The organism is Candidatus Clostridium helianthi, assembly GCF_045310795.1.
In the GTDB taxonomy this organism is placed as follows: Bacteria; Bacillota; Clostridia; order Clostridiales; family Clostridiaceae; genus Clostridium; species Clostridium helianthi.
Map to the genome: position 1 here is coordinate 1 of NZ_JBJIAB010000049.1, position 25369 is coordinate 25369.

26 protein-coding genes and 1 riboswitch are annotated in these 25369 nt (G+C 29.5%); of the genes, 4 read left to right on the plus strand and 22 right to left on the minus strand.

Annotated features, from left to right (window positions below):
• Positions 1 to 100: 100 nt before the first annotated feature.
• The 8 genes from ACJDTP_RS24200 to nadA all read right to left on the minus strand — a co-directional run bounded on the left by ACJDTP_RS24200 (position 101) and on the right by nadA (position 6821).
• Entirely contained in the window at positions 101 to 556 is a 456-nt protein-coding gene (locus ACJDTP_RS24200; RefSeq protein WP_011968143.1) for a DUF3284 domain-containing protein, read from the minus strand.
• A gap of 31 nt (positions 557 to 587) precedes the next feature.
• Positions 588 to 1607 (minus strand): tryptophan--tRNA ligase, encoded by a 1020-nt coding sequence (gene trpS / locus ACJDTP_RS24205; protein WP_078116586.1) that lies wholly within the window; start codon positions 1605 to 1607, stop codon positions 588 to 590.
• A gap of 30 nt (positions 1608 to 1637) precedes the next feature.
• Positions 1638 to 1883, minus strand: coding sequence for a TIGR04540 family protein (locus tag ACJDTP_RS24210; protein ID WP_011968141.1), 246 nt, complete (start codon positions 1881 to 1883; stop codon positions 1638 to 1640).
• A gap of 314 nt (positions 1884 to 2197) precedes the next feature.
• Positions 2198 to 2632 carry a universal stress protein gene (locus ACJDTP_RS24215; protein ID WP_077842888.1) on the minus strand — a complete coding sequence of 145 codons (435 nt, stop codon included), beginning with the start codon at positions 2630 to 2632 and terminating at the stop codon, positions 2198 to 2200.
• 220 nt (positions 2633 to 2852) lie between these two features.
• Positions 2853 to 3587, minus strand: a complete 735-nt coding sequence (locus tag ACJDTP_RS24220) for an ATP-binding protein (protein ID WP_406762698.1) — start codon at positions 3585 to 3587, stop codon at positions 2853 to 2855.
• Between the two features lie 175 nt (positions 3588 to 3762).
• Positions 3763 to 4608, minus strand: a complete 846-nt coding sequence (nadC, locus tag ACJDTP_RS24225) for a carboxylating nicotinate-nucleotide diphosphorylase (protein ID WP_078116588.1) — start codon at positions 4606 to 4608, stop codon at positions 3763 to 3765.
• Positions 4583 to 5890: an L-aspartate oxidase gene (locus ACJDTP_RS24230; RefSeq protein ID WP_406762699.1), complete on the minus strand. Its 1308-nt coding sequence runs from the start codon at positions 5888 to 5890 to the stop codon at positions 4583 to 4585. Before ACJDTP_RS24230 ends, nadC begins: the two co-directional genes overlap by 26 nt.
• Positions 5891 to 5897: 7 nt before the next feature.
• Entirely contained in the window at positions 5898 to 6821 is a 924-nt protein-coding gene (gene nadA, locus ACJDTP_RS24235; RefSeq protein WP_077842911.1) for a quinolinate synthase NadA, read from the minus strand.
• 223 nt (positions 6822 to 7044) lie between these two features.
• Between nadA and ACJDTP_RS24240 the strand changes: the two genes are divergently transcribed.
• The 4 genes from ACJDTP_RS24240 to ACJDTP_RS24255 all read left to right on the plus strand — a co-directional run bounded on the left by ACJDTP_RS24240 (position 7045) and on the right by ACJDTP_RS24255 (position 10996).
• Positions 7045 to 7413 (plus strand): GntR family transcriptional regulator, encoded by a 369-nt coding sequence (locus tag ACJDTP_RS24240; protein ID WP_077842892.1) that lies wholly within the window; start codon positions 7045 to 7047, stop codon positions 7411 to 7413.
• 74 nt (positions 7414 to 7487) lie between these two features.
• Positions 7488 to 8192 (plus strand): ABC transporter ATP-binding protein, encoded by a 705-nt coding sequence (locus tag ACJDTP_RS24245; RefSeq protein WP_406762712.1) that lies wholly within the window; start codon positions 7488 to 7490, stop codon positions 8190 to 8192.
• Positions 8186 to 8989: an ABC transporter permease gene (locus tag ACJDTP_RS24250; RefSeq protein WP_077842894.1), complete on the plus strand. Its 804-nt coding sequence runs from the start codon at positions 8186 to 8188 to the stop codon at positions 8987 to 8989. Before ACJDTP_RS24245 ends, ACJDTP_RS24250 begins: the two co-directional genes overlap by 7 nt.
• A gap of 256 nt (positions 8990 to 9245) precedes the next feature.
• Positions 9246 to 9420, plus strand: a riboswitch (Lysine riboswitch).
• A gap of 151 nt (positions 9421 to 9571) precedes the next feature.
• Positions 9572 to 10996 carry an amino acid permease gene (locus ACJDTP_RS24255; RefSeq protein ID WP_406762700.1) on the plus strand — a complete coding sequence of 475 codons (1425 nt, stop codon included), beginning with the start codon at positions 9572 to 9574 and terminating at the stop codon, positions 10994 to 10996.
• 141 nt (positions 10997 to 11137) lie between these two features.
• Here ACJDTP_RS24255 and ACJDTP_RS24260 read toward each other — a convergent pair whose 3' ends face one another.
• From ACJDTP_RS24260 to ACJDTP_RS24325, 14 genes are all read right to left on the minus strand, one after another.
• A complete protein-coding gene (locus tag ACJDTP_RS24260) occupies positions 11138 to 12976 on the minus strand; it encodes an APC family permease (RefSeq protein WP_173711256.1) in 1839 nt (612 codons plus the stop codon).
• 296 nt (positions 12977 to 13272) lie between these two features.
• On the minus strand, positions 13273 to 14910 hold the full coding sequence (gene hcp, locus ACJDTP_RS24265) for a hydroxylamine reductase (protein WP_406762701.1): 1638 nt from the start codon (positions 14908 to 14910) through the stop codon (positions 13273 to 13275).
• A gap of 718 nt (positions 14911 to 15628) precedes the next feature.
• Positions 15629 to 16594, minus strand: a complete 966-nt coding sequence (gene asrC, locus ACJDTP_RS24270) for a sulfite reductase subunit C (protein ID WP_017211747.1) — start codon at positions 16592 to 16594, stop codon at positions 15629 to 15631.
• Positions 16595 to 16606: 12 nt separating this feature from the next.
• Positions 16607 to 17401, minus strand: coding sequence for an anaerobic sulfite reductase subunit AsrB (gene asrB, locus ACJDTP_RS24275; RefSeq protein WP_406762702.1), 795 nt, complete (start codon positions 17399 to 17401; stop codon positions 16607 to 16609).
• Positions 17394 to 18404, minus strand: coding sequence for an anaerobic sulfite reductase subunit AsrA (asrA, locus tag ACJDTP_RS24280; protein ID WP_406762703.1), 1011 nt, complete (start codon positions 18402 to 18404; stop codon positions 17394 to 17396). The genes asrB and asrA overlap by 8 nt, the downstream gene beginning before the upstream one ends.
• A 12-nt stretch (positions 18405 to 18416) precedes the next feature.
• Positions 18417 to 19184 (minus strand): formate/nitrite transporter family protein, encoded by a 768-nt coding sequence (locus ACJDTP_RS24285; protein ID WP_077838041.1) that lies wholly within the window; start codon positions 19182 to 19184, stop codon positions 18417 to 18419.
• Positions 19185 to 19264: 80 nt separating this feature from the next.
• Positions 19265 to 19957, minus strand: coding sequence for a Crp/Fnr family transcriptional regulator (locus ACJDTP_RS24290; RefSeq protein ID WP_406762704.1), 693 nt, complete (start codon positions 19955 to 19957; stop codon positions 19265 to 19267).
• A gap of 146 nt (positions 19958 to 20103) precedes the next feature.
• Positions 20104 to 20784: a Crp/Fnr family transcriptional regulator gene (locus tag ACJDTP_RS24295; protein ID WP_406762705.1), complete on the minus strand. Its 681-nt coding sequence runs from the start codon at positions 20782 to 20784 to the stop codon at positions 20104 to 20106.
• 54 nt (positions 20785 to 20838) lie between these two features.
• On the minus strand, positions 20839 to 21279 hold the full coding sequence (locus ACJDTP_RS24300; RefSeq protein WP_077838038.1) for a MarR family winged helix-turn-helix transcriptional regulator: 441 nt from the start codon (positions 21277 to 21279) through the stop codon (positions 20839 to 20841).
• A 174-nt stretch (positions 21280 to 21453) separates the two neighbouring features.
• On the minus strand, positions 21454 to 22320 hold the full coding sequence (locus tag ACJDTP_RS24305) for an NAD(P)/FAD-dependent oxidoreductase (RefSeq protein WP_406762706.1): 867 nt from the start codon (positions 22318 to 22320) through the stop codon (positions 21454 to 21456).
• A 126-nt stretch (positions 22321 to 22446) separates the two neighbouring features.
• Positions 22447 to 22926, minus strand: coding sequence for a glutathione peroxidase (locus tag ACJDTP_RS24310; protein ID WP_041894328.1), 480 nt, complete (start codon positions 22924 to 22926; stop codon positions 22447 to 22449).
• Positions 22927 to 23058: 132 nt separating this feature from the next.
• Positions 23059 to 23367, minus strand: coding sequence for a thioredoxin (gene trxA / locus ACJDTP_RS24315; RefSeq protein ID WP_011968120.1), 309 nt, complete (start codon positions 23365 to 23367; stop codon positions 23059 to 23061).
• Between the two features lie 271 nt (positions 23368 to 23638).
• On the minus strand, positions 23639 to 24406 hold the full coding sequence (locus ACJDTP_RS24320; protein ID WP_406762707.1) for a hypothetical protein: 768 nt from the start codon (positions 24404 to 24406) through the stop codon (positions 23639 to 23641).
• A 196-nt stretch (positions 24407 to 24602) separates the two neighbouring features.
• Positions 24603 to 25361, minus strand: coding sequence for an EFR1 family ferrodoxin (locus ACJDTP_RS24325; protein ID WP_406762708.1), 759 nt, complete (start codon positions 25359 to 25361; stop codon positions 24603 to 24605).
• Positions 25362 to 25369: the final 8 nt, after the last annotated feature.

Genomic DNA, 25369 nt, shown 5'->3' on the forward strand with positions numbered 1-25369 from the left:
CTATAATCTTATTATAAATAGAAAAACCCTATAGGGTAGACTTTTTTTATAGTGTCTACTCTATAGGGTACATTTTAGCTTTTACAACCCTGTATTTTTATTATTTATTTTTAGGCTTGCTTCGTTCTTTATTATTAGCATATGTCTTCAATTCATTATTGAGAGCCTCCACAATATTATTGTATTTTGCCTTAAAGGCGCGCCTAGCCATAAATCTTTGAATCCATAATGACATATATCCAAAAAATTTATCTGTTGACTGTTCTTCTTCAAATACTAATTTAGTTGTGCCATCTTTTTGCCCTTTGAAGTTATATGTGGATACACATGTTGTAAAATCAGTTGAGGTAGTAATTTGATATTTTTCATTTTTTGCATATCCAGTTATTTCAACTGTACATTCTACTGGATTAGGCCTACCAGTATTTATACTCTTTTGAATCTTACATCCTGTCGCATCTTCTTCGTTAAAATCCGAAAAATCTTTCTTTGCATTTTTTATAAAAATATGGAACACATCTTCTACTGGATAATTTAATATTCCAATAGCTTTCATTTTGAATTCCCCCTCTAATGAATTTACTTTATTATTTTTCAGTAAAATATTCTATACCTATTGCTCCTCGAACTTCTCTAAGAGTATTTGCCGCCACTTCTCTAGCCTTGTTGCTACCATCCTTTAGCATTTTATATACTGCATCTATATCTTTTTCAAACTCAATTCTTCTATTTCTTATTGGTTCCAATTCAGCCTGTAAAATTTCATTTAAATATTTTTTTACTTTTACATCACCAAGACCACCACGTTTATAATGCTCTTTCATTTCTTCAACAGCATTTTTATCAGTTGCAAATACATCTAGATAAGTAAATACAGTATTTCCCTCTACTTGCCCTGGATCTTCTACTCTTATATGATTAGGGTCTGTATACATTGACATTACTTTTTTCTTAATTGTATCAGCATCATCAGATAAATATATACAATTTCCTATTGATTTACTCATTTTAGCTTTTCCATCCGTTCCAGGCAATCTTCCCGCATTAGAACTTGGAAGTACTGCTTCTGGCTCAACTAGCACCTCTCCATATATAGAGTTAAAACTTCTAACGATTTCCCTTGTTTGCTCAATCATAGGAAGTTGATCTTCTCCAACTGGTACTGTGTCTGCTTTAAATGCTGTAATATCAGCCGCTTGACTTACTGGATAAATAAGAAAACCTGCCGGAATGCTATTTTCAAAATTTTTCTGTTTTATTTCTTGCTTAACTGTTGGATTTCTTTCTAACCTTGATAAAGTAACAAGATTTAAGTAATGCATTGTTAATTCATTTAGTTCTGGTATCTGTGATTGTACAAATATATTTGATTTGCTTGGATCAATTCCAACTGCTAAATAATCAAGTGCAACTTCCGTTAAACTATTTCTTATCTTTTCAGGATTTCTTGCATTGTCTGTTAAAGCCTGCTGATCTGCAATCATTATAAAACTTTCATATAAACCTGATTCTTGAAGTACAACTCTATTTTTTAAAGAACCTATATAGTGTCCTATATGTAATTTACCTGTTGGTCTATCTCCTGTTAATATTATTTTCTTACCCATTCCAAATTCACTCCTAAACCGCAAAACTCATTAAACTTCTGACTTAGTTTTACTTTCAACTACTTTATTAATTACATCTACTCTTTTATCTCCTAAGACATTAGCTATCTTAACTGACATATTTTTTTCTTTATATATAGCTTCTCTATTAGCATCAACAATTTTCATAATTCTTTCTTCCATCTTTTCATATGAAATTAGATCATCATAATATGTATCCACAATGTCCTTTAAACATGTTGCTAATTCTCTTGGATTTCTATAAACTGCTCTCATTTCTTACTCCTTAAATATAACAAAATAATTTTTATATAATTTATATCAATTCAAAATTCTCATCCCTTATCTGAAAATTATGAACTAACCGCATGTATTAATTTAGGTTAAAATAAATTCCACCTTAAAATTATTATTTAATATAAATCTTTAACTTAATGTTCCATAAATACTTATATTATAACAAATAAGTTTCGCTTTATTATATCATTATACATAGTAAAATTCTATATTCAAAAATAAAGACTACCTTAAAATGTAATTTTTAAGATAGCCTATAAAATTCTAATTTTCAAACCTACTGATTAACTTGCTTATTTAATACTAATTGAAAAATCATTAGGCACTATCATTACAATACATTTAGCACGTTTGACAACATTAGTAGTTACTGACCCAATCATTCTATTTAAACCTCTTTTAGTAGATTTAGTCATAACTATTACTCCTATATTTTCTTCATTTGCTTTCTTTATTATTTCATCTCCTGGATATCCAAAAGTAAAATAAGTTTCTGTATTATAATCTTTCATTTTTTCTTTAGCCGCTTGTAATATTTCTTCACCCAATTCTTGTGCAAATTTTATCTCATCAGCAACTATCATTTCATTTATCAGTACTAATTCTTTAACATTCATTATTATAATTTCAATTGAATCTTTGTCGGGAAATATTTCTTTTACAAATTCTAAAGAATGCATACTTCTTTCTGTTCCGTCTATTGGTATTAACACTTTCCTTTTATTCATATATACTCCCCCTTAAATATCTCGATATTATAGTATTCTACACATTAGCAATAATATCCTCTATTTCACCTTAATGAATATATAATTTTTTACTTATCTGTATAAATTCCCATTTCTAATTTAAGTATACCCTTAAATAATCATTTTTATAAATTTATAGGGCATATCTACATACAAAACTTTTTATATATGCAAATATGCCCTTATTCTATTTATATTTTTATTCAATAATTTCTCCATTAGTCGAAATAGTTACAACTTGCCAAGGAATCATTTTATCACTTGCCTTTAATGCATTTTTCACAGCATTTTCTATTCCACCACAACATGGAACTTCCATTCTTACAACAGTAACACTTTTTATATCATTCATCTTCAAAATTGTCGTTAGTTTTTCTGAATAATCTACCTCATCTAGTTTTGGACATCCTATTAATGTAATTTTATTCCTAATGAACTTATTATGAAAATCTCCATATGCATAGGCTGTACAATCTGCTGCTATAAGTAAATTAGCATTGTTAAAATATAATGCATTTGGAGAGACAAGTTTAATTTGCACAGGCCATTGATTCAATTGTGATACTATCTCACCTTCAGTTCTCGCCTCTCTCACTTCAATCTTCTTATGGTTTAACATTCTAGATTGTGCACCTGGGCATCCAAATTGAATTGTTTGATTTTTGTTTGACTCTAATTTCTTTTGCTCCGTATTTCTTTTCTCCATGTTTATCTTTACAGCTTCTTCATCATAAGCAGCTGCTTCTCTCTCTTCGAAAGAAATAGCATTAGTTGCACATGAAGGAAGACAGTCTCCAAGCCCGTCACAATAGTCATCCCTTAATAATTTTGCCTTTCCATCTACTATACCTATAGCTCCTTCATGACAGGCACTTGCACAAACACCACATCCGTTACATTTCTCTTCATCTATTTTAATAACTCTTCTTATCATAAAATTCTCCTCCTAAATTTCACACTCATTTAAATTCACTAATCATTAAACTTTGACCATACACTAGTAATTGAAATATAGAATTTAGATAAATCAATCAACTTATAGAATTATTATAATAGAATGTTCGTATTAAATCCGTTTCATTTGATACAGAAATATTAATTATCAGTTTTTAATTTTCTAACAATGTTAAGTTTTTTAAACTAAAGTCCAATATTTTAGCTGAGTGTGTTAATGCTCCTACAGATATGTAATCAACACCTATTTCAGCTATTTCTTTAATATTATTTAGTTCAACATTTCCTGAGAATTCTATTAGGGCTCTTTTTCCTATTATTTCAACTGCCTCTTTAGCTATCTCTAAACCCATATTATCAAGCATTATTATATCTGCGCCTGCTAATAGTGCTTCCTGCACCATTTCTAAATTTTCAGTTTCTACCTCTATTTTTCTAACAAATGAAGAATTTTTTCTCGTTAGCTCTATAGCTTTTTTTATTCCACCAGCCGCACTAATATGATTGTCTTTAATCATTACACCATCAGATAAATTAAATCTGTGATTACATCCGCCCCCAATCTTTACAGAATATTTCTCTAATATCCTTAAATTTGGTGTTGTTTTTCTTGTATCTAATAATTTTGCCTTTGTGTGTTTTATTTCTTGTATAAATCTATTCGTCAATGTAGCTATTCCACTCATCCTTTGAAGTAAATTTAGTGCAATCCTTTCCCCAACTAATAAGCTTCTTGTATTACCTTTTAGAAAAGCAATTCTGTCTTTTACATGTACATTATCTCCATCACGCTTATAAAATTCGATCTCCACATTTCCTAATAAATCAAATACTCTTTTAAATACTTCAAGTCCTGCAACTATGCCTTCCTCCTTGCAAATCAATTCTACTGTAGAGATACTTTCCTCTCCTATGATTGAATTTGTGGTTATGTCCTCATTTGGACAATCTTCAATAAGTGCATCTTTTATTATTTTATCTATAACTAAATAATTTATCATCTAACTTTCCACCCTTTTCTTTTATAGTTCTAACAGTCATCTCTTTATTTTCTTCTTGTAATTCTTCCCATGATTTTTCTAATCTTTCCACAGGAAAAACTTTAATTTCCAAATAATCCACAATGTTGTTAATTGATATTGCAGCTCTTCTTGAAAATACAAGTCCTTCAAGTAATGAATTACTTGCGAGTCTGTTAGCACCATGTACTCCTGTACAGCTTGTCTCTCCAACTGCATATAGGTTTTTTATAGATGTTTTAGAATCCAAATCTACCTTTATTCCTCCCATAAAAAAATGCTGAGCTGGAGAAACTTTAATACATTCTTTTGTTATATCTGTTCCTCTTTTTAAGCATTCCTCATAAATAGTTGAAAATCTATTTATTATATAGTCTTTTCCCAAAAACCTTATATCTAAATTTACATAAGGTAATTCTGTCTCTTTTATCTGATTATATACTGCTTCTGATACCACATCCCTCGGCAAAAGCTCATTTATGAACCTTTCCCCTTTTATATTTGTAAGAATTCCACCTTCCCCTCTTAGAGATTCTGATATTAAAAATTTCCTCTTATTTTCACCTTCTTCATAAAATGCTGTCGGGTGAATTTGAATATAATTCATATCCTTTAACTCTATATTGTGTCTTATTGCTGACGCTATTCCATCTCCTGTCAATATTCTCTGATTAGTTGAATTATTAAATAATCCACCTATTCCTCCAGTTGCCAATACAACAGCTTTTGCATAAACATTTATTTGCTCACATTCTCTTATTAACAAGGCTCCAATGCACTTATTTTCTTTTTCTATAATATCTACAAAATGAGTATTTTCATAAACACTTATATTTTCTCTCTTTTTCACTTTATCAATTAAAATTTTTGCAGTACTTTCTCCTGTATTATCCTTTGTATGAACTATCCTATTTACAGAATGAGCGCCTTCTTTTGTAAAGTTTAAACTTCCATCTTTATTTCTATCAAAAGCAAGTCCCATTTCAATTAATAATTCTATGTTAACCATAGATTCATTAATTAAAGTTTCAACAGCCTCCAAATCATTTTTGTATCTTCCTGCTTTTAAAGTATCCTCTATATATAGTGGAATATCCTCAACACCTTTTGCAACAGATATTCCCCCTTGTGCCAGATAAGTATTACTGCAAGTAATCTTATCTTTACATACAATCAAGACATTTAAATCTTTCCTTAAATTTAATCCACAATAAAGACCTGATACCCCTGAACCTATTATTAGAACATCAACAAACTTATTCATATTTTTCCTAATTACTTCTAACATCTTGCGATGCAAGTAAATGCATATTTTCTAACGATCTTAACGCCTTTTTTCTAACATTTTCTTCTAGAATCATTTCATTTTTCATATTCAATAAGGCATCATATAAATTTTCAAGGGTTGTCTTTTTCATGTCTTGGCAACATATTCTATCTCCTGGTATAAAGAAATTTTTATTAGGATTCCTTTTCTTTAATTCATGTAAAATTCCTTCTTCTGTCGCTATTATAAACTCGGTTCCTTCATCTCTAGTTGCATAATCTATTATCCCACTTGTGCTCCCTATATAATCTGCAATATCTCTGATTTCCTTTGTGCATTCAGGATGTACTAATACTTTTGCATTTCTATGTTTTTCTTTTTCAATCAATATATCTTCTCTGCTTACCTTATTATGACACCTACAAAATCCATCCCATAGTATGAACTCTTTTTCTGGGAAAAACTCTGATATATATTCACCTAGGTTCCTATCAGGTAAAAACATAATCTTTTTATTAGGTATCTTCTTTAATATTTTTAATGCACTTGAAGATGTCACAGCTACATCACAATGAGCTTTCACATTACACGTTGAATTTATATAACAAACTACATAGGCATCTGGATGTTTTTCCTTTAGTTCTAATAAAGCCTTGCCGCTTGCCATATCTGCCATAGAACATCCTGCACTAGGACATGGCATTAAAACAGTCTTATTCGGTGATAAAATTTTTGCACTCTCTGCCATAAATCTAACCCCGCAAAACATTATAACTTCCTCTTTGCAATCTCTAGCTATTTCACTTAAATAATAAGAATCTCCTACATAATCTGCTAAGTCTTGTATAATTCCTGGTTGGTAATAGTGTGCAAGAATAAGTGCATTCTTTTCTCTCTTTAACTTTAATATTTCTTTTGCTAAATCCATCGCCACGTTTATTTACACCTCTTTTAATTAATTTTACAGGTGTATATACACCATTGAAAATAATTATAACACCACAATTTTTAATATTCAACAGATTTCATTGCCTTATTTAACCTACAAAAAATCATTTTATTTTTCTTGACAGCTAAAAGTTATAGTTGTATTATTGTATTAACAACTTAGTACAATAATACAGTGGTACAATTTATGAAGGAGTGAGACTATGTCATGGGATTTTAATGACGATAGACCAATTTACATGCAGCTAATGGAACAAATACAACTTAGAATCGTTTCTGGCATATACAAAGCTGGCGAAAAATTGCCATCAGTTAGAGATATGGCAGGTGATGCAGCTGTTAATCCTAATACAATGCAAAAAGCATTAACAGAACTTGAGAGAACTGGTTTAGTATTTTCTCAAAGAACAAGTGGCAGATTTATTACGGAGGACGTTAATATGATTAAAAATATAAGAAATGGTTTAGCAAGAGATCAAATTGAAAAATTTCTCTACAACATGGAGAAAATCGGTTATACCAATCAAGAGACAATCCAACTTATAGAAATTATATCAAAGGAGATGAAATAATGAGTAATGCTGATAATAAAATATTGTATAACTCTAGCGAAAGTGATACAATGTCTACTTTTACAAATAGCAATATGGATAATGTCCCTATTTTAGAATGTAGAAATTTATTTAAGACTTATTCTAATACTGAGGCATTGAAAGGGATAAATCTAAAAATTAATCGTGGTAGAATTGTTGGACTTTTAGGCCCAAATGGTAGTGGTAAAAGCACACTAATAAAGTTAGCAAACGGTCTTTTAACTCCATCAAGTGGGGAAATATTAATATCAGGAAATAAACCTGGAATTGAAACAAAGAAAATTGTTTCATACCTTCCTGAAAGAACTTATCTTAATGACTGGATGAAAGTTTCAGACATCATTAATTTTTTTCAGGACTTCTACGGTAATTTCAATCCTGAGAAAGCTTACAATATGCTATCGAAACTTAACATTAATCCCAATGATAAATTAAAAACCATGTCAAAGGGTACAAAAGAAAAAGTACAACTCATTTTAGTTATGAGTAGAGAGGCCGATTTGTATTTATTAGATGAACCTATCGCAGGTGTTGATCCCGCTGCCAGAGATTATATTTTAAATACAATAATCACTAATTACAATGAAAATGCCACTATAATTATATCTACTCACCTTATTTCTGACATTGAAAGAATATTAGATGATGTAGTATTTATATCATATGGGAATATATTCTTAACTAAAAGTGTTGATGAAATAAGAGAAAATGAAGGCAAGAGTGTTGATGCTCTATTTAGGGAGGTATTTAGATGTTAGGAAAATTAATGAAGTATGAGGTAAAAGCAACTGGCAGAACCCTTATACCACTTTATTTAGTATTATTAGCATTTGCTATCATTAATAAAGTTTTTATCGGAACTGGTCTATCACATAAACTTCAAGGATTTGGTTCAATCCCATTTATACTAAGCATCTTTGGATACGGATGTACTATGGCTGCTGTATTCATAGTTACCTTTTTCATAATTATCCAAAGATTTTATAAAAATCTACTTGGTGATGAAGGATATTTAATGAACACCCTTCCAGTGAGCACTATCACAAACATTACAAGCAAACTTTCAATTGCTACTTTTTGGACTATAATAAGTGGAATTGTAGCCATACTTTCAATAATTATTATGGCATTTGACCCTAGAGCTTTTGGCCAATTCTTTTCTGAAACTTTTAGGGCTCTTTCAGAAGGTTATGCTAAAATAGGAATACAAATTTATGTAATTATTATAGAATTATTAATTGCTATGGTATTTCAGTTTGTAAAATTTATTAGTATGATTTATGCTTCTATATCAATTGGGCATATATTTAGTAAGCATAGAATTCTTTCATCTTTCGGGGCATTTATAGTATTAAATTTAATTGCAGGTGCAATATCATCATCTATTGGGATAGCTTTTTCATCCTCTAGACTGCCTGATTTACTAAGAAATGTTGAATCTCTTTGGCCTATTAATTTATTTTTAATATCTATCACAGTATTTAATATAATCTTCATAATAGTTTATTTCATAATAACAAGCTATATATTAAAAAATAAATTAAATTTAGAATAAAAAATGTCATTTTAAATATATAATCTTGCTATAGTGCCGACTTGCATAAAAAGCTTAAATATAACACTAATCATTGCTAAGATAGTATATTTATTTATAAATATTAAAAAAGCGACTATTGAAATAATTTCAAATAGTCGCTTTTAATCTGCAAACTTTTTAGTCATTTTCTATGCATTTTTATAAATTGTTAAATATTTTATATTGACTTATTCCTCATTTTATTACATAATTACATATAACTTAATAGGTAAATAACTAAGATAGAGGCGCGAAATTTAAGAGTATTATTATGGAGGTAAGCTCATTGAAGTAATAAGAAAGGAACTTTCGCCGAAGTAAATGGTTGATTGCTTTAATACTATTTGCTGGGCTTGTGTAAAATATATACAAGACTGCCACAACTTATTTTGTGGAGAGCTATTTTTAATGTAAATGTCGATATTCGTCATATTTTTAAAATGTGTAACTTTCGTATTTATGTCATGAGTATGCTCTCATGGCTTTTTTTATTGTTTTAATTTTTATATTATCTTAGTTACTTGCTTATGGAAATTTAAAACCATAATGGAGGATAGAAAAATGAGTGAAGAAAATCACGAATTAAAGAGAAGTTTAAAAGCAAGACACTTAAACATGATAGCCATAGGCGGATCTATTGGTACCGGTATATTCCTTGCAATGGGTGATACTCTCCACCAAGCTGGTCCTGGTGGCGCATTAGTAGCTTATGCACTAGTAGGTATCATGGTATACTTTTTAATGACAAGCTTAGGAGAAATGGCAACTCATATGCCAATATCTGGTTCATTTAGCTCATATGCTAATAAATTTATTGATCCAGCTCTTGGATTTGCCCTTGGCTGGAACTACTGGTACAACTGGGCTATAACAATTGCAGCCGAAATGGTTGCTGGTGCTCTGTTGATGAAATACTGGTTCCCAGATGTAAATGCCCTATATTGGAGTATTTTATTTTTAGTAATTATAGTAGGACTAAATGTTCTATCATCTAAGGCATATGGTGAATCAGAATACTGGTTTGCTGGGATTAAAGTTATTACCGTTCTTATATTCATAGTGATTGGTGTTTTAATGATTGTAGGAATAATGGGTGGAGATAAAGTTGGATTTCATAACTTCACCATTGAAGATGGACCTTTCCACGGAGGAATTAAATCAATATTTTCAATTTTCTTAATTGCAGGTTTTTCATTTCAAGGTACTGAACTTATTGGAATTGCTGCAGGTGAAAGTGAAGATTCTGAGAAAAATATTCCTAAAGCTATAAAATCAATATTTTGGAGAATATTAATATTTTACCTAGGTACAATTATTGTCCTTGGAGCAATAATACCATTTACTGAAGCTGGACTTGATACAAGCCCATTTACAATGGTATTTGAAAAAGCTGGTATTGCGGGCGCTGCTTCATTGATTAATGCAATCATATTAACTTCTGTATTATCTGCCGGTAACTCTGGTATGTATGCGTCAAGTAGAATGCTTTATGCAATGGCTAAAGAAGGTATGGCTCCTAAAGCTTTTGCTAAAACAAATAATAGAGGTGTACCTATAAATGCCGTGCTTCTAACTACATTAATAGCTTCTGCTTGCTTTTTAACAGGTCTATATGCAGAGAGTACTGTTTATGTTTGGCTAGTTGCAGCATCTGGTCTTGCTGGATTTATAGCTTGGGTAGGTATAGCAATATGCCACTATAGATTTAGAAAAGCATATATTTATCAAGGAAGAGATTTAAATGAGTTAAAATATAAAGCTAGTTTATATCCATTTGGTCCAATATTAGCATTATTAATGTGTATCATTATAATAATAGGTCAAGGATATTCATACATTACTCCTGAGGCAATTGATTGGAATGGATTAATTGCAGCTTATATAGGACTTCCATTATTCTTGATCTTATACGTGGGTTATAAAATAAAGAATAAGACTAAAGTTATTTCTTTAGATAAAGTTGATTTAGACTTCTCTGATAAATAGTAACACAAAGTAAGATCATACTTTTTAAGTTTAACTTTTATTTGTACTTTCTATATTTAGCTTTAAATATTATATTTCTCTGGAAATAAGGAGAGTATCTCAAATATTTTTGAGATACTCTCCTTTCTATATTATATAATCCTATTCATTAATTATATAAGGCACAGTTACAATAACTACATTTCTCATCTTAAGTATAGATCTTCTTAAGAGTATTGATGTTTGATTATGAAGTGTCTGATGCCACCATTTATGTATGATAAATTGAGGCATTACTATTGTTATTACTTCATGTTTCTTTAACTGCTTATGTTTTTCTTCCACATACGCTAAAAGTTTCTCATTAACATTTCTGTATGGCGCATTTTCTATAACTAATTGCGCTGCTATCCCAAGCTTATTATACTTTTCTATTAGCTTCTTTGTTACTTCTTCATCTGTACTAACATGATAAACTTCTATGTTCTCACCAAGAGTTAAAGCACAATTTAAACTCTTTATGAAAGATTTATTAATTGTTTGAACTGGTACAATAACATGTTTAGTTATGGCTTCTCTTACAATTAAACTCTCTAAACCTGTTTCTATTTTTAAGTTTTCTCTAACTTTAGTATAGTGTCTTCTAACTCTTAACATTCCTGTCACGAGTATCGGTATACATACAAGCACAATCCATGCTCCATGCTTAAACTTCTCTACACCTATTATTATGCATGTTGCTGCTGTAACAGCTGCCCCTAAACCATTTATAAAAGCTTTATGTCTCCAATGCCCTTCCTTGCTCTTAGTCCATTTTCTAAACATTCCAAATTGTGATAGTGTGAATGATATAAATACACCAACTGCATATAGAGATAACAACATATGGGTACTACCATCTGCAATATAAACTAAAAGTGAAGATACTAGAAATAACAATACTATTCCATTTGAAAAACTTAATCTAGTTCCCCTTTTCCCAAGTTGTCTTGGAACATATCCATCCTTAGCCAATATTGATAACAGTAGAGGCAAGTCTGAGAATGCAGTATTAGCTGCAAGTGTAAGAATAATAGCTGTCGTAGCTTGTACTATAAAAAACATTAAGCTATTTTGTCCAAAAACTTGAATTGCTATTTGTGCTATTACTGTAATATCTTGACCTGGAACTGCTTTGTACATTGTTGAGAGATATGATATCCCACCAAATATAGTAAAAACAATACAAGCTAATGTTCCTAATACTATTTTTGCATTCTTTTGGGCTGGATTTTTAAAATTAGGTATTCCATCACTTACCGCTTCGATACCTGTCAATGCAGTACATCCCGAAGAAAAGGCCTTTAGGAATAATAACAAAGTCAAATCTCCAGCAGCTTGTGGAACTACGTATAATTGCTCCGGAGTTTCTTTCAATACTAATACTTTGAATACTCCTGTTACTATCATTATTATTATTGATAATATAAATAAATATGTTGGTATTCCAAATAACTTAGATGAATCCCTTATTCCTCTAAGATTCCCTAATGTTATTAACCCTATTACAAAAATAGCTATTAACGGTTGATACGGCAACAAGGCCGGAATTGCTGATGTTATTGCAGCTGCTCCTGCACAAGTACTAACTGCAACAGTTAATAAATAATCAATTATTAATGATGACGCTGCTACCAATCCTGGAAGCTTGCCTATATTTTCGCTCGCAACAATATACGATCCGCCTCCATGAGGAAAATTATCAATTATTTGCCTATATGAAAATACTATTATTCCTAACAAAACTGTGATTGCTATTGCTATTTCTATCATGGATCCATATGCACGCATACCAAGAATAGGTATAAGAACTAGTAGTATTTCTTCACTTGCATAAGCTACCGATGAAATAGCATCACTTGATAATATTGGCAATCCCCAAAGAACACTAAATTTTTCTTCAGCTAATTCGTTAGTTTTAAGAGCTTTTCCAATCAATAATGATTGAATTTTTTTAAACATAATTCTTCCCCCATATTGTAAAAATTATTATGCAATTTCAACTTTATACAACAGGTGATAAAAAGGATTTTCTCAACCTTCGTATTCCCCGTTATTACAACATACAGATTATATATCTATATATTATTGATGTAAATATATTTATTTTTATAAATACGTTTTCAGTACAACTTTATTTTTAAATATTTTTCGACAGTACAATTTTGTCTTTACTACTTACTGTATTCTAACTAAAAAGAAAGAAGATAACTAGTTTCATACCAGCTATCTTCTACTATTATTTATCTTATATTAATTTATCTTAAGAACATTTCCATATCATCTTCAACATTTGTGATTCCACCTATACCAAAGTTTTCTACTAAAACATTAGCTACATTTGGTGAAAGGAATGCAGGAAGAGTTGGTCCTAAGTGAATATTCTTTACTCCTAAGTGTAATAGAGATAATAATACTATTACTGCTTTTTGTTCATACCATGCAATGTTAAATGCTATTGGTAGTTCATTTATATCTTCAAGACCGAATACTTCTTTAAGTTTTAATGCAATTACTGCTAATGAGTATGAATCATTACATTGTCCTGCATCTAAAACTCTTGGAATTCCACCTATGTCTCCTAAATCTAATTTGTTGTATTTATATTTTGCACAACCAGCTGTTAATATAACAGTATCTTTTGGAAGAGCTGCTGCAAAGTCTGTGTAGTATGATCTAGCTTTTTGTCTACCATCACAACCTGCCATAACGAAGAATTTCTTAATTGCTCCAGTTTTTACTGCATCAACTACTTTATCAGCTAAAGCTAATACTTGGTTATGAGCAAATCCACCAACAATTTCTCCTTCTTCAATTTGAGTAGGTGCTGCACATCTCTTAGCTTGTTCAATAATTACAGAGAAATCTTTCTTTCCATTTTCATCAGCTGCAATATGAGTACATCCTTCATAACCTGCTGATCCAGTAGTATATAATCTTCCTTTGTAACTATCTCTTGGAGGAACTATACAGTTTGTAGTCATAAGTATTGGTCCATTAAAGCTTTCAAATTCTTCTGGTTGTTTCCACCATGCATTTCCGTAGTTACCTACTAAGTGTGAGTATTTCTTTAAATGTGGATAATAATGAGCTGGTAACATTTCTGAGTGAGTATAAACATCTACTCCTGATCCTTCTGTTTGAATTAATAATTGTTCTAAATCTTTTAAGTCATGTCCTGAAATTAATATTCCTGGATTTGTTCCAACTCCGATATTTACTTTTGTTATTTCTGGGTTACCATAACTTTCTGTATTAGCCTTATCTAATAAAGCCATTCCATCAACACCAACTTTTCCTGTTTCTAAAGTTAATGCTATATATTCATCTATTGTTACGTTGTTATCAGCAGTTAATGATAATGCTTTTTGCATGAATGCACATATGTTTTCATCTTCATATCCTAAAGCATTTGCATGTTTCATATATGCAGATAAGCCTTTTAATCCATAAGTAATAAGTTCTCTTAAACTTCTTATATCTTCATTTTCAGTAGCTAATACACCAACAGTCTCTGCTTTGGCTTCCATTTCTTCTCTTGTTTCTGCATTATATAACGCAGCTGCACTTAAGCTTTCTTTGTTAGCTAATTTTCCCAATAATTCTTCTTTTATTTTTAAAGTATCTTTTACTCTTCCATAAAATACTTCTTTATCAAAGTTAGCATTAGTTATAGTAGTGAAAAGATTCATTGTTACTGTAGTATTAATAGCTTGTGATACAACGATACCTTCTTCTCTAGCTTTTGTTGCAACTTCTGATAAACCTCTAGTCACGTATATTAATAAATCCTGCATTTTAGCAAGGTCTGGAGTCTTACCACACACACCTTTTACAGTACATCCTGTACATCCTGCTGCTTCTTGACATTGAAAACAAAACATTTTATTATCCATATTGAAATCTCCTCCACACACTTAATTTTTATCAAATAAATTTTTATAAATTTCTATATCAGTTAGGTACATTCCCTCGAATTACCTTATGAACTTATTTTACATTGAAATTATAAAATACTCTGTTTCATTTGTTACGACTGAGAAATCTTTTGAAATTATTTTTATAAATACATAAAAATAACCTAAAATCCATATCTACTCTAAGTCACCATAAATTAAAGTTATGGTAATGACTTTAATTATAAAAATATTTGTAGTGTTATAATAATTTAAATTTACTTACAAATAACCGAAAATGAATATATGTGTTTACTCCAGTTTTTTGCGAATATAAATTTAAAGTATGATATATCTATACAAATATTTTTATATTTCTCAAGTTAGCAATACCTTTAACTACGTATATTTATGCTCTTTAGTACAATATACATAAAATATTTAATTAGATTATCTATGAAATACTAAACTAATAACAAGACAAAGAAATAGAATACATATATGTGGAGCAGGCATTGAAAAATAAGCTGTTAGAATATCTTAATGGCAGGTTGTTTCACTTTTGCTTGTCCTGTGCTTGCCACAGGAGCATGCGGAAGTGATGTAACCTTCCATTTAGATATTATCAGCGAGATTTTTCATAGTCCTGAGGAACATATATGTATTCTATTTCGATTGTTCGTTTCCTCATTTTAAGTTCTTTGTGATACATTTAATCCTAGCAGAAATGTATTCCACTCCAATAAATACGTTCTTTGATGATAGTTTTTTCCGGGAATTCTACATCCTTTAATGCCCACTTTTTATATTCTTCAAATCCAACTCTATCAATTATATAACCAATATGCTCTTTTCCACCTGGAGCATCTTTGTCTATATATTCTTCAACAAATTTATAAGTATTTAATATTATTTTAATTATACTTTGCTCATCAGCCCAAATTAAGAAATCTTCAGCAAGACGAGGGTTCTTCTTACCTGATCTTCCCATAAGAACTAACTTATAATATTTTTCTTTACTTCTTGTCCATGCTCCTGTAGGACATGCATTTGCACATTCACCACAACCAATACATTTTTCTTTATTTCTTACGATTTTATAGTTAATAGCTTCTAGTGCTCCTACTGATTTTTTCTTGCAAGCTTTCACACATGCCATGCAGCTTACACATCTATCAATATTATACTGTGGTTCTGTCATTCCAATTATCCCAAAGTCATGTGTTCTTGCTTTAATACAATCATTAGGACATCCTGTTAATGCGATTTTAAAATGTAAATCATTTGGGAAAATAGCTTTTTCTATTTTCTTTGCAAAATTAGTTGTATTATAATTAGCAAACGGACAAACATTGTTTCCAACACATGCTGATACATTTCTAGTTCCTGCAGCAGTATATCCTTTGCCTGGTATTTCTTGATTTATTTCTAATTTTTCAATAATTGGTTGTAACAATTCATTTACTTTATCCATATCCTCAAAGCTTATACCTGGTACTTCAAAACCTTGACGTGTTGTTATATGAACAGTTCCATCACCATACTTTTGTGATATTTCTTGTATCATTCCTAATAATTCTGCATCTAAATGCCCTCCAGGAACTCTAATTCTAGAGGCAGTTATCCCTCTTTTTTTAGTGACTCTAAAAGCATTTTTCTTGATTGCCTTTGTATTTAAATCCACAACTAACCCCTCCTAATCTATTAAGAATTTGCCTTTTGAATAATTGAAAACAGGACCATCTAAACAAATATAAGTATCATCTATTTTACAGTGTCCACACTTTCCGATTCCACAACACATTTTTCTTTCTTGTGAAATCCAAATATTATTTTCATCTATACCACGTTTTAAAAATTCTGCAACAGTAAACTTCATCATAATAGGAGGTCCTACTACAATAACTGCTGCATTATTAATATCCTTTATTAGTAAATCAGGAATATATTTTGTTACCATTCCAACATTGCCATTATATCCTTCTTCTGCATTATCAACAGTTAGAATAAGATTTATATTACTTTTCCACATTTTAATATCATCTTTGAATAAAACGTCATTAGGAGATTTAAATCCTGCAATTAGAGTAAAGATTTCTGCTTCACCTGCATTTTTTGCAAAGTAATCTACAACTCCTCTTACTGGAGAAAGACCTGTTCCCCCTGCAACAACTATTAATTCTTTTCCTTTGTAATTTTCAATATCAAATCCATTACCATAAGGTCCTCTTAGAAATAATTTATCGCCAACATAATTATTAAATATTTCATTAGTTACTTTTCCAACACGTCTTATAGTTAAGTCTACAGTGCCCTCTCCAATACCACTTACTGAAATAGGCGCTTCACCAAACTTTGGTAATGAAACTTCAAAGAACTGTCCTGGTTTTACATCACCATTAAACTCCATTCGAAAAGTATATTCTATTTCTGTATGTTTAATTACTTCTTTAATTTCCGATAAAAAAGGAATATATTCATTTTTACTCATTGTCTGCCACCTCTTTCATACCATCTTTTAATTTGTTCACACAGTTAGAGAATGATATATATTCTGGGCAGATATCATCACATCTTCCACATCCCACGCACATATGATATCCCCATTTCTTTTTATAGTCATATACTTTGTGCAGCACTTTAAAACGCATACGTTGTCCTTTATCTAACCTAAAACTATGTCCTCCAGCCATATTTGTATATCCATCTACATGGCAAGATGCCCATACTCTTCGTCTTTCACCCGCTTTACCATTATCAGTATAGAAAACATCCTGCATTGTAAAGCAAGTACATGTAGGACAAACAAAATTACATCTTCCGCAAGCAATACAACGAGCACTATACTCTTTCCACATATCTGATTTCATAACATCTAAAGAAAGATTATCTGGTATCGAAACCTTTACACTATTTTCCGTTACAAAGTCTGGTTTAACATCTAAAGTTTCATCAACTTTAAATAGATTTCCTAACTCCTCATCTTTAACATCTACATATACATTATCTCCATTTACTTTTAAGTATGCATTATACTCATCATTTTTATTTGTTTCCATACTTACACAAAAACAATTTTCAAATGAGTTTTCACATCCCATTAAAATAAATTTTGCATTTTCTCTTATTCTCTTATAATAATAATCTTCTTGTCCATTTCTTAAATAAATATCATCCATACGTTTTACCGCGTGTAAGTCACAGCTTCTTAAGAAAATGATAGCACCTTTTTTAGGAGCATCTGCTTCCTTTATGGAATCTTCTGTGAAATAGAAAAGTGTTTGAGATATAGGAAGTAATACTTCTTTATATGAATATTGAGCCTTTTGATTAAAAACTATATCATCTATTGTTTTTATTTCGCCATAACGTACTCTATCAGTATCAGAAAAAGTACCTTCACCTTCAAATAATTTTGGTGCATATACTACATATTCTTTTGATAAATCTTCGAATACTTTATTAATATCATTTTTGCTTAATTTATATCCCATCAGCTTACTCCTTTACTTCTTTTTTGAAATTATATAATAAGGTAATGCTAGAAATACTGCTCCACCAATCATATTTCCAAGTGTTACTACACCTATGTTGTACACATAACCCATAACGCTTACACTTGCAGCTCCTGGATTAAGTAATCCAATTGTTAAAAGAGTCATATTAGCAACACTATGTTCAAAACCTGCTGTTATAAATGCAAATAAACACCAAAATATCATAATAAGCTTAGCTGATTCACTTTTTAATTTGAAACTACACCATGTAGCTAAGCAAACTAGTATATTACAAAAAATTCCACGTACTAATAATGGTAAAAATGGTACACTCATTTTAGCTGCTGATGTTTTTGCAATAAACTCTCCAACGGGTCCAGCTGTAAGTCCTGTAGAATAAAATAAATATCCTGCAATAATTGAACCAACTAAATTTCCTATAAAACAAACTATCCAAATGTTAATAGTATCTGTCCACTTTACTTCTTTTCTTAAAGAAGCAGCTGTCATGATAAAGTTGTTTCCTGTAAAAAGTTCTGATCCCGCCATAATTACTAAACTAAGGGCAACTCCAAAGGATACTCCCATGACTATTTTTGTAGCAGGTGATCCACTACCACCTAATAATCCTCCTATTGTGAATATAAGCATAATTCCCATACCTACATAAAGACCTGCAAGCATCGAACTTATGAAATATCCTAGTTTATTTGTCTTTAATAAATTAACTTTTGCCTTGGCTGCCATAATTACACTGTTAAATTCTTCACAAAACATACTATAAATTCCCCTTTCATATATACGTTTACCTATAAATTAATTATAAGTTATTAATGAATAAAGCACCGTGATATAAATCACGGTGCTTTAAAAAATTTTGATAATTTATCTTGATCAATTACTTTAATTTTCTTATTATCATACTTAATTAATTTATTATCCAAAAGTATTTTTAGTGATCTGGATACAGTTTCTCTTTTTGAGCCAAGTAAATCTGCTAGATATGTTACACTTATATTCATATTAATAGTTACTCCATCCTCACACTTAACTCCATAATCTCTGCTAAGTTTCCAAAGTTTTGCCGCAAGTTTCTTTTCCATTCTTACTACACCTGTTGCATTCTTTAGCTGCCTATACAATCTTCTTACTTTCATAGCTAATGAGAACATAACATTCTTGGTAAGGATAAAATCATCCTCCATAATCTTTAAAAATGTAGATTTATCATAACTTAATATGTAAGACTCTTCAAATATCTCACAATTTATAGACGACGGTAAATCTTGTATAATAACATCATTAATCATTTTACCTTTACCCAAAATGAATATTACACGCTTATTTCCATTCTCATTCAGTTTATATAGAGATATACTTCCGCTTAATACTACATATAAAGTAGATACTTCTTCTTTATCTCTAAAAAGATGATTTCCAGGCTGATACTTTTTAACTTCTCCAAAATCCTTAAGCTTGCTTAGAGATGATTTAGAAACACCATTAAAAATTTCTAACTCCTCTAACTGTTCTTCAGAAATATTTTTCATAAATAACTCCTAATTACTTACTATAAACTTAATAAAATAATATTTGCGATAGTAAGCTAACCTAATTATTCTATTATAATAAAATTATTTTATATTAATGATTTCTACGTATACCCCTGCCTTATGAAATATCAATATATATCATTTTAATCAAATAATTCTGCTTCTAACTCTTCAATATTTAAAATTTTAATTATATTTCTATCAAACTCAATATAATTTAGATCTCTAAGATTCATTAATTCTCTTGATAAAGATGGTCTAGGAATACCTAGTGAAGATGCAATTTCTTCTTTATTTTCTTTCAGTTTAACTATTTCACTTTTTTGGCTCTTTGCCTGTTCTAATATGTAGTTTATAACTTTATGTTTGATGCTTTTAAAAGCTATACTTTTTATCTTTGAATTTAACATAAATATCTTATTACTCAATGAAGACATAAAGTTCCCTAATACTCTTTCATCACTTGTACATAATTTTAGTATGTCTGCTCTGCTTATATAAAGTATATTGCATTCACTAAATGCTATAACTGTAGATGGATATTTTGATTTCTTTGAGAATACTAATGCCTCACCAAATACATCTCCATTACTTAGCCTCTTTAGAATTATTTGTTTTCCGCTAAGGTATATTCTTTGAATTTCGACTATCCCCTCTAAAACAAAACCTAAACTATTGCATTCATCCTCTTCATTAGCAATAATTTCTCCCTTTTTATATGATCTTAAATTATATACAATATTTGAAATAAGATCTCTAATTTCCTCAACACTTAAATCTTGAAAAAATTCATTCCCCTTTAATTTATTAAGTACATCTTCCATATAGAAATTCCTCCAAAAAATATCTAATCAAAGCGCAGACAAAATCAGTCAAAGTTACTCTAAAGATTTTAATAATTCATCTAAATTTCTTTTTAATTCAATAGCACTTTCAGTTGATATGTTAGCTTTACATACTATTTGACGTGGCACTTCTAATATGTCATCCTTTAGAAGTCTTCCTTTTTCAGTTAATTCAACAATTACTACTCTATCATCATTTGTGTCTCTATACCTTGTTATTAGTCCCATTCCTTCAATCTTCTTTAATAGTGGCGTCAATGTACCAGAATCTAAATGCAATCTTCGTCCTATATCCTTGACTGTACTCTTTTCATCTTCCCATAATACAAGCATCGCGATATATTGTGTATATGTTAGATTGAATTTATCTAGAATTGGTTTATATAATTTTATTATTTCCCTTGATGCTGCATATAAAGAAAAGCAAACTTGATTGTCTAATTTGATACTTTCATATTTTTTTGATTTATTCATAATTCATTCTCCTATAACCGCCATATCATTTATATAAATTTAATTTTAACAAACCAAAGTAAGTTTAACTTTTTTGCTTTAGCATGTCAATTTTAATATAGCACTTTTCGTCCAATACATAAAGCTTACTTAGACGCAATATTATAGATAACGTCTCTTATTTCTATAACTTTGCTATTTTTTAGAAACAGAATCTACATAACTTACTGCCGATAAAGCTGCTATATTTCCTTCTCCAGCTGACTTTATATATTGATATGGCTTTCCAACAATATCGCCAGCTGCGAAACATCCTTTAATACTTGTTCTCATTAATCTATCTACCTCAATATGGTTATCAACTATCTTTAATCCTGGTACTAATTGCCCTGGAGAAATGCTATCTCTAAGTATAAAAATACCATCTGTTTCAATTTCTGAATTCTTTAACTTCAGTTTGCTTACTTTATCCCCTCCTATAATTCCAACTGGTGTATCATTTATAATTTCTATAGAAGGATCTACCTCAACTTTTTCCTTATACATAGGAATATAATTTACTTTAGATGCTATTGATGCAATAAAATTAGCCTCTTCTTCCTCATGCTTATTATAAGAAATTATTGTAACTACCTTTCCTCTATATAGGGGAGCATCACAAGTTGCGCAATATCCAACGCCTTTTCCAAGAAGTCTTTCTTCTCCATCAAATAATTTTCCATATTCAACACCTGTAGCTAATATTACTGATGTAGCTTCATACATTTTTTCATTTACCATTAAAGCAAAATAGTCTCCCATGGCATATACATTATTAATTCTCTCTTCAGTTATATTTATATCCATTTCTTCTAAATGTTTATTAAACTCTTCTTGCAATTCTTTACCGCTTTTTTTATAAAAACCTAGATAATTATTTATTTCATGAGCTTTTGCAAGCTTACTAGTAAGTTCCTTATTCCCAAATATTATAAAATTCTTTTTTCTTATTCTTGCATTCAATGCAGCTGATAGACCTGCAGGTCCACTTCCTATTATTGCTATATCATATCTTTCGCTCATCTTTTTTTCCTCCATTTACGTACATTTAATTATAAACCTATTTCTATTATAAACTATCTTATTTAAACTATATAATTATAATATATCTTCTGCACCACTTAATGTCTATTTCAAAAATGCAATAATTTAAGCATTTAACAAATTTATAATATCTTCTTTAATTTTTGATGGCTTTGTTGTTGGAGAATATCTCCCTATAACTTCTCCATCTTTATTAACTAAAAACTTAGTAAAATTCCATTTTATCTCCTTATTAAAGAGTCCTCTTTTTTTATTTTTCAAGAATTCATATAGCGGATGTGCACTGGTTCCATTCACATCAATTTTCTCAAACATAGTGAAAGTAACTCCATAATTTAATTTGCAAAACGAATTTATTTCCTCATTGCTAGATGGATCTTGTTTGGCAAACTGATTGCATGGAAAACCTAATATTTCTAATCCCTGATCTTTATATTCCTTATAAATATCTTCTAACTCTTCAAATTGTGGTGTAAATCCACACTTACTCGCAGTATTTACTATTAAAACTACTTTTCCTTTATATTCTTCCATTTTTACTTCTTGACCATTCATTTTATTTGCAGAAAAACTATAAAAATTCATGATTATCTCTCCTTACATAATTATGCTTAAAAAGTAAACTTTATAAAATTTAATTTTGCTCAACTTATTTTTTTAAAATTAAAACATAGTACATTTTAATATTGCACTATGTTTTTTAATGTAGAAAATATTTTATAGATTACTTTCAATTGCTTGTTGAATTTTTTCTTTTGGTAAAAATCCTATAAGTTGCTCTGCTTTTTGTCCATCTTTGAATATTATCATTGTTGGAACGCTTGAAATTTGAAACTCATTTGCTAAGTCTAAACTTTGATCTATATCAACTTTAATAAATTTAGCCTTTCCTTCCATTTCACCTGATAATCCTTCAAGCACTGGAGATAACATTTTACAAGGTCCACACCAAGTTGCAAAGAAATCTACAACTGTAACTCCACTCTCTATCTCATTTTTAAATTCGTTAGTATCTACTATTTTCATACTTTATTCCTCCATCTTATAAATTAAACTAAAGCTTTTTTAAACATATCTCTAGCTATTTTAAACTTTTTTATATTTACTATTCATAAGAAAAATTAAATTTTTATAAATTAAATTTAACTCAATCTTTTATAATCATATTGTACTTTTTATAATATTCATTGTCAATATTTTTATTATTATTTAACTATATAAAAAATCAGCTTAAAATGCAAATATTTCTTTGCACGTAAGCTGATTTATTTGAAATACAAGAATTACTCTACATATCTCACTTCACTATAACTTTAAATTCATCAAAATTTATCTTATATTCTGTTAACATATCTATAACAGTATCCCTAAAAGAATTTTGTGGAGATTTTTTTTCGACTGGTTTAATTTGCTTCATAGATTTATTACTATTTTTATTTTTTTTATATTGTTTTGTAAGGACCTCAGCTGTTTTAACAAGTAAGTCATCCCAGTCTTCAACATCTATAATATTACCATCCAACTTTATTGCTTTAGGTTCTTTTAATGAAAAATCTTTATATATTTCTATAGCTTCTTCATTAATTAAAGTATTTTTTAATTCTTGTTTTTCTTTATCTATAGATGCTTCTTTCTTAATTTCTACTAAATCTTTTCTCACCTTACAAATATTTTCTTTATCAGATTGTATATTTTTCTCATATTCATCTTGCATCCACTTAACATATTCATTTATGTTTTCAACAACACTATATATAGCTATAGATGTATCTCTATGAGCTTTACTTAATTTAAAATCCCTATCTTTTTTAATTATTTCACTTGACTTATCTTCAATGTGGTCTATGGTATTTTCTAGTATGCTTGCCAAGTTGCTCAGACCACTTTGAATTTCAATGGACATGGATGGAAAATTTTTAATTACATACTGAATCGTATCTACATCAAAAAGAGATAAATTTTTCTTTTTAGAAATTCTTTTATCAATCTCTAAATTCTCAATTTTAGTTTCATTAGTTACTTGAACTTCTTTTTCTTGAATATCATCTTTTTTAAAAAAACCCATTACTTGACAACCCCATTCATATATTATTTATATGAATATTTTACCATATTATTACATTTATGTTATCATTTTTAGGATTTTTTTATATTATTTTTTTGTACTTTATAATATTTAATGTGATTCAAAGGATATAAAGTATATCCCTTATTCTATACTCAAGATATTTTTATCAAGATTATTTTTTTATCTTATATCTCTATATTAATTCCTCTCTCTTTATATACGGATTTAAATATCTATTCTTTTTAATTGTAGACTTTCCTATATTTATTGCTTCTTTAGGGCATATATTTATGCAAGCCATGCAGTCTGTGCATTTTCCTAACCATTTTGGTCTATTATTTTCCATCACGATATTATCTACAGGGCAAACTTTCTTGCACATATTGCAGCTAATGCATTTCTCATTTACATTAAAGTTTTTATCTTTATTTTTATAAAAATCTTTCCATATCTTATATGCTAAATTTCCAATTCCAGCTTTAAAGTTAATTTCTTTAGTATCTCTTCTCTTAACTGACTCTATGAAATCCACTATCTTACTTTCATTTTCTTTTATAGTTTCCTCAGCTCTAGCTTTAGTAGGATTTCTACCTGCTCGCATATAATTAGAAATATACCTAATGGTACAATAATTACTTATCTTAACATTACCTTTTAATAATTTATTAATTTGAATAAAGCTAGTATTTGCTCCTCCTCCTCCTGAAACTCCAATTGTAAAGATATATGCATCTTTATTTATCTTTAACTTTGAGATAAATTCATTAACCACAATCGGTAGTCCTGAACAGTGAATTGGATATATAAATCCAATAATATCCTCACAAATATCAAACTTATTTTCTTTTAACGCCTTACTCATGGATACTAATTCGCAATCTTTAAAACTTTCTTTTATCATTTTTGCTACATACAATGAATTACCAGTGGATGTATTATAAAATATCTTCATTTAAAATT

Coding starts and splice junctions, on each gene's coding strand:
- nadA (WP_077842911.1), bottom strand. CDS start 6,821: ATGGATTTAGCAAAAGAAATATTAAAGTTAAAGAGAGAAAAGAATGCA.
- ACJDTP_RS24250 (WP_077842894.1), top strand. CDS start 8,186: ATGTTAGGAAAATTAATGAAGTATGAGGTAAAAGCAACTGGCAGAACC.
- ACJDTP_RS24310 (WP_041894328.1), bottom strand. CDS start 22,926: ATGAATTTTTATAGTTTTTCTGCAAATAAAATGAATGGTCAAGAAGTA.
- ACJDTP_RS24325 (WP_406762708.1), bottom strand. CDS start 25,361: ATGAAGATATTTTATAATACATCCACTGGTAATTCATTGTATGTAGCA.
- hcp (WP_406762701.1), bottom strand. CDS start 14,910: ATGGATAATAAAATGTTTTGTTTTCAATGTCAAGAAGCAGCAGGATGT.
- ACJDTP_RS24200 (WP_011968143.1), bottom strand. CDS start 556: ATGAAAGCTATTGGAATATTAAATTATCCAGTAGAAGATGTGTTCCAT.
- ACJDTP_RS24290 (WP_406762704.1), bottom strand. CDS start 19,957: ATGAAAAATATTTCTGAAGAACAGTTAGAGGAGTTAGAAATTTTTAAT.
- ACJDTP_RS24215 (WP_077842888.1), bottom strand. CDS start 2,632: ATGAATAAAAGGAAAGTGTTAATACCAATAGACGGAACAGAAAGAAGT.
- ACJDTP_RS24245 (WP_406762712.1), top strand. CDS start 7,488: ATGGATAATGTCCCTATTTTAGAATGTAGAAATTTATTTAAGACTTAT.
- asrA (WP_406762703.1), bottom strand. CDS start 18,404: ATGGGATATAAATTAAGCAAAAATGATATTAATAAAGTATTCGAAGAT.
- ACJDTP_RS24285 (WP_077838041.1), bottom strand. CDS start 19,184: ATGTTTTGTGAAGAATTTAACAGTGTAATTATGGCAGCCAAGGCAAAA.
- asrB (WP_406762702.1), bottom strand. CDS start 17,401: ATGAGTAAAAATGAATATATTCCTTTTTTATCGGAAATTAAAGAAGTA.
- ACJDTP_RS24300 (WP_077838038.1), bottom strand. CDS start 21,279: ATGAATAAATCAAAAAAATATGAAAGTATCAAATTAGACAATCAAGTT.
- trpS (WP_078116586.1), bottom strand. CDS start 1,607: ATGGGTAAGAAAATAATATTAACAGGAGATAGACCAACAGGTAAATTA.
- ACJDTP_RS24230 (WP_406762699.1), bottom strand. CDS start 5,890: ATGAATAAGTTTGTTGATGTTCTAATAATAGGTTCAGGGGTATCAGGT.
- ACJDTP_RS24255 (WP_406762700.1), top strand. CDS start 9,572: ATGAGTGAAGAAAATCACGAATTAAAGAGAAGTTTAAAAGCAAGACAC.
- ACJDTP_RS24220 (WP_406762698.1), bottom strand. CDS start 3,587: ATGATAAGAAGAGTTATTAAAATAGATGAAGAGAAATGTAACGGATGT.
- ACJDTP_RS24295 (WP_406762705.1), bottom strand. CDS start 20,784: ATGGAAGATGTACTTAATAAATTAAAGGGGAATGAATTTTTTCAAGAT.
- ACJDTP_RS24260 (WP_173711256.1), bottom strand. CDS start 12,976: ATGTTTAAAAAAATTCAATCATTATTGATTGGAAAAGCTCTTAAAACT.
- ACJDTP_RS24320 (WP_406762707.1), bottom strand. CDS start 24,406: ATGGGTTTTTTTAAAAAAGATGATATTCAAGAAAAAGAAGTTCAAGTA.
- ACJDTP_RS24305 (WP_406762706.1), bottom strand. CDS start 22,320: ATGAGCGAAAGATATGATATAGCAATAATAGGAAGTGGACCTGCAGGT.
- ACJDTP_RS24240 (WP_077842892.1), top strand. CDS start 7,045: ATGTCATGGGATTTTAATGACGATAGACCAATTTACATGCAGCTAATG.
- nadC (WP_078116588.1), bottom strand. CDS start 4,608: ATGATAAATTATTTAGTTATAGATAAAATAATAAAAGATGCACTTATT.
- trxA (WP_011968120.1), bottom strand. CDS start 23,367: ATGAAAATAGTAGATACTAACGAATTTAAAAATGAGATAGAGAGTGGA.
- ACJDTP_RS24210 (WP_011968141.1), bottom strand. CDS start 1,883: ATGAGAGCAGTTTATAGAAATCCAAGAGAATTAGCAACATGTTTAAAG.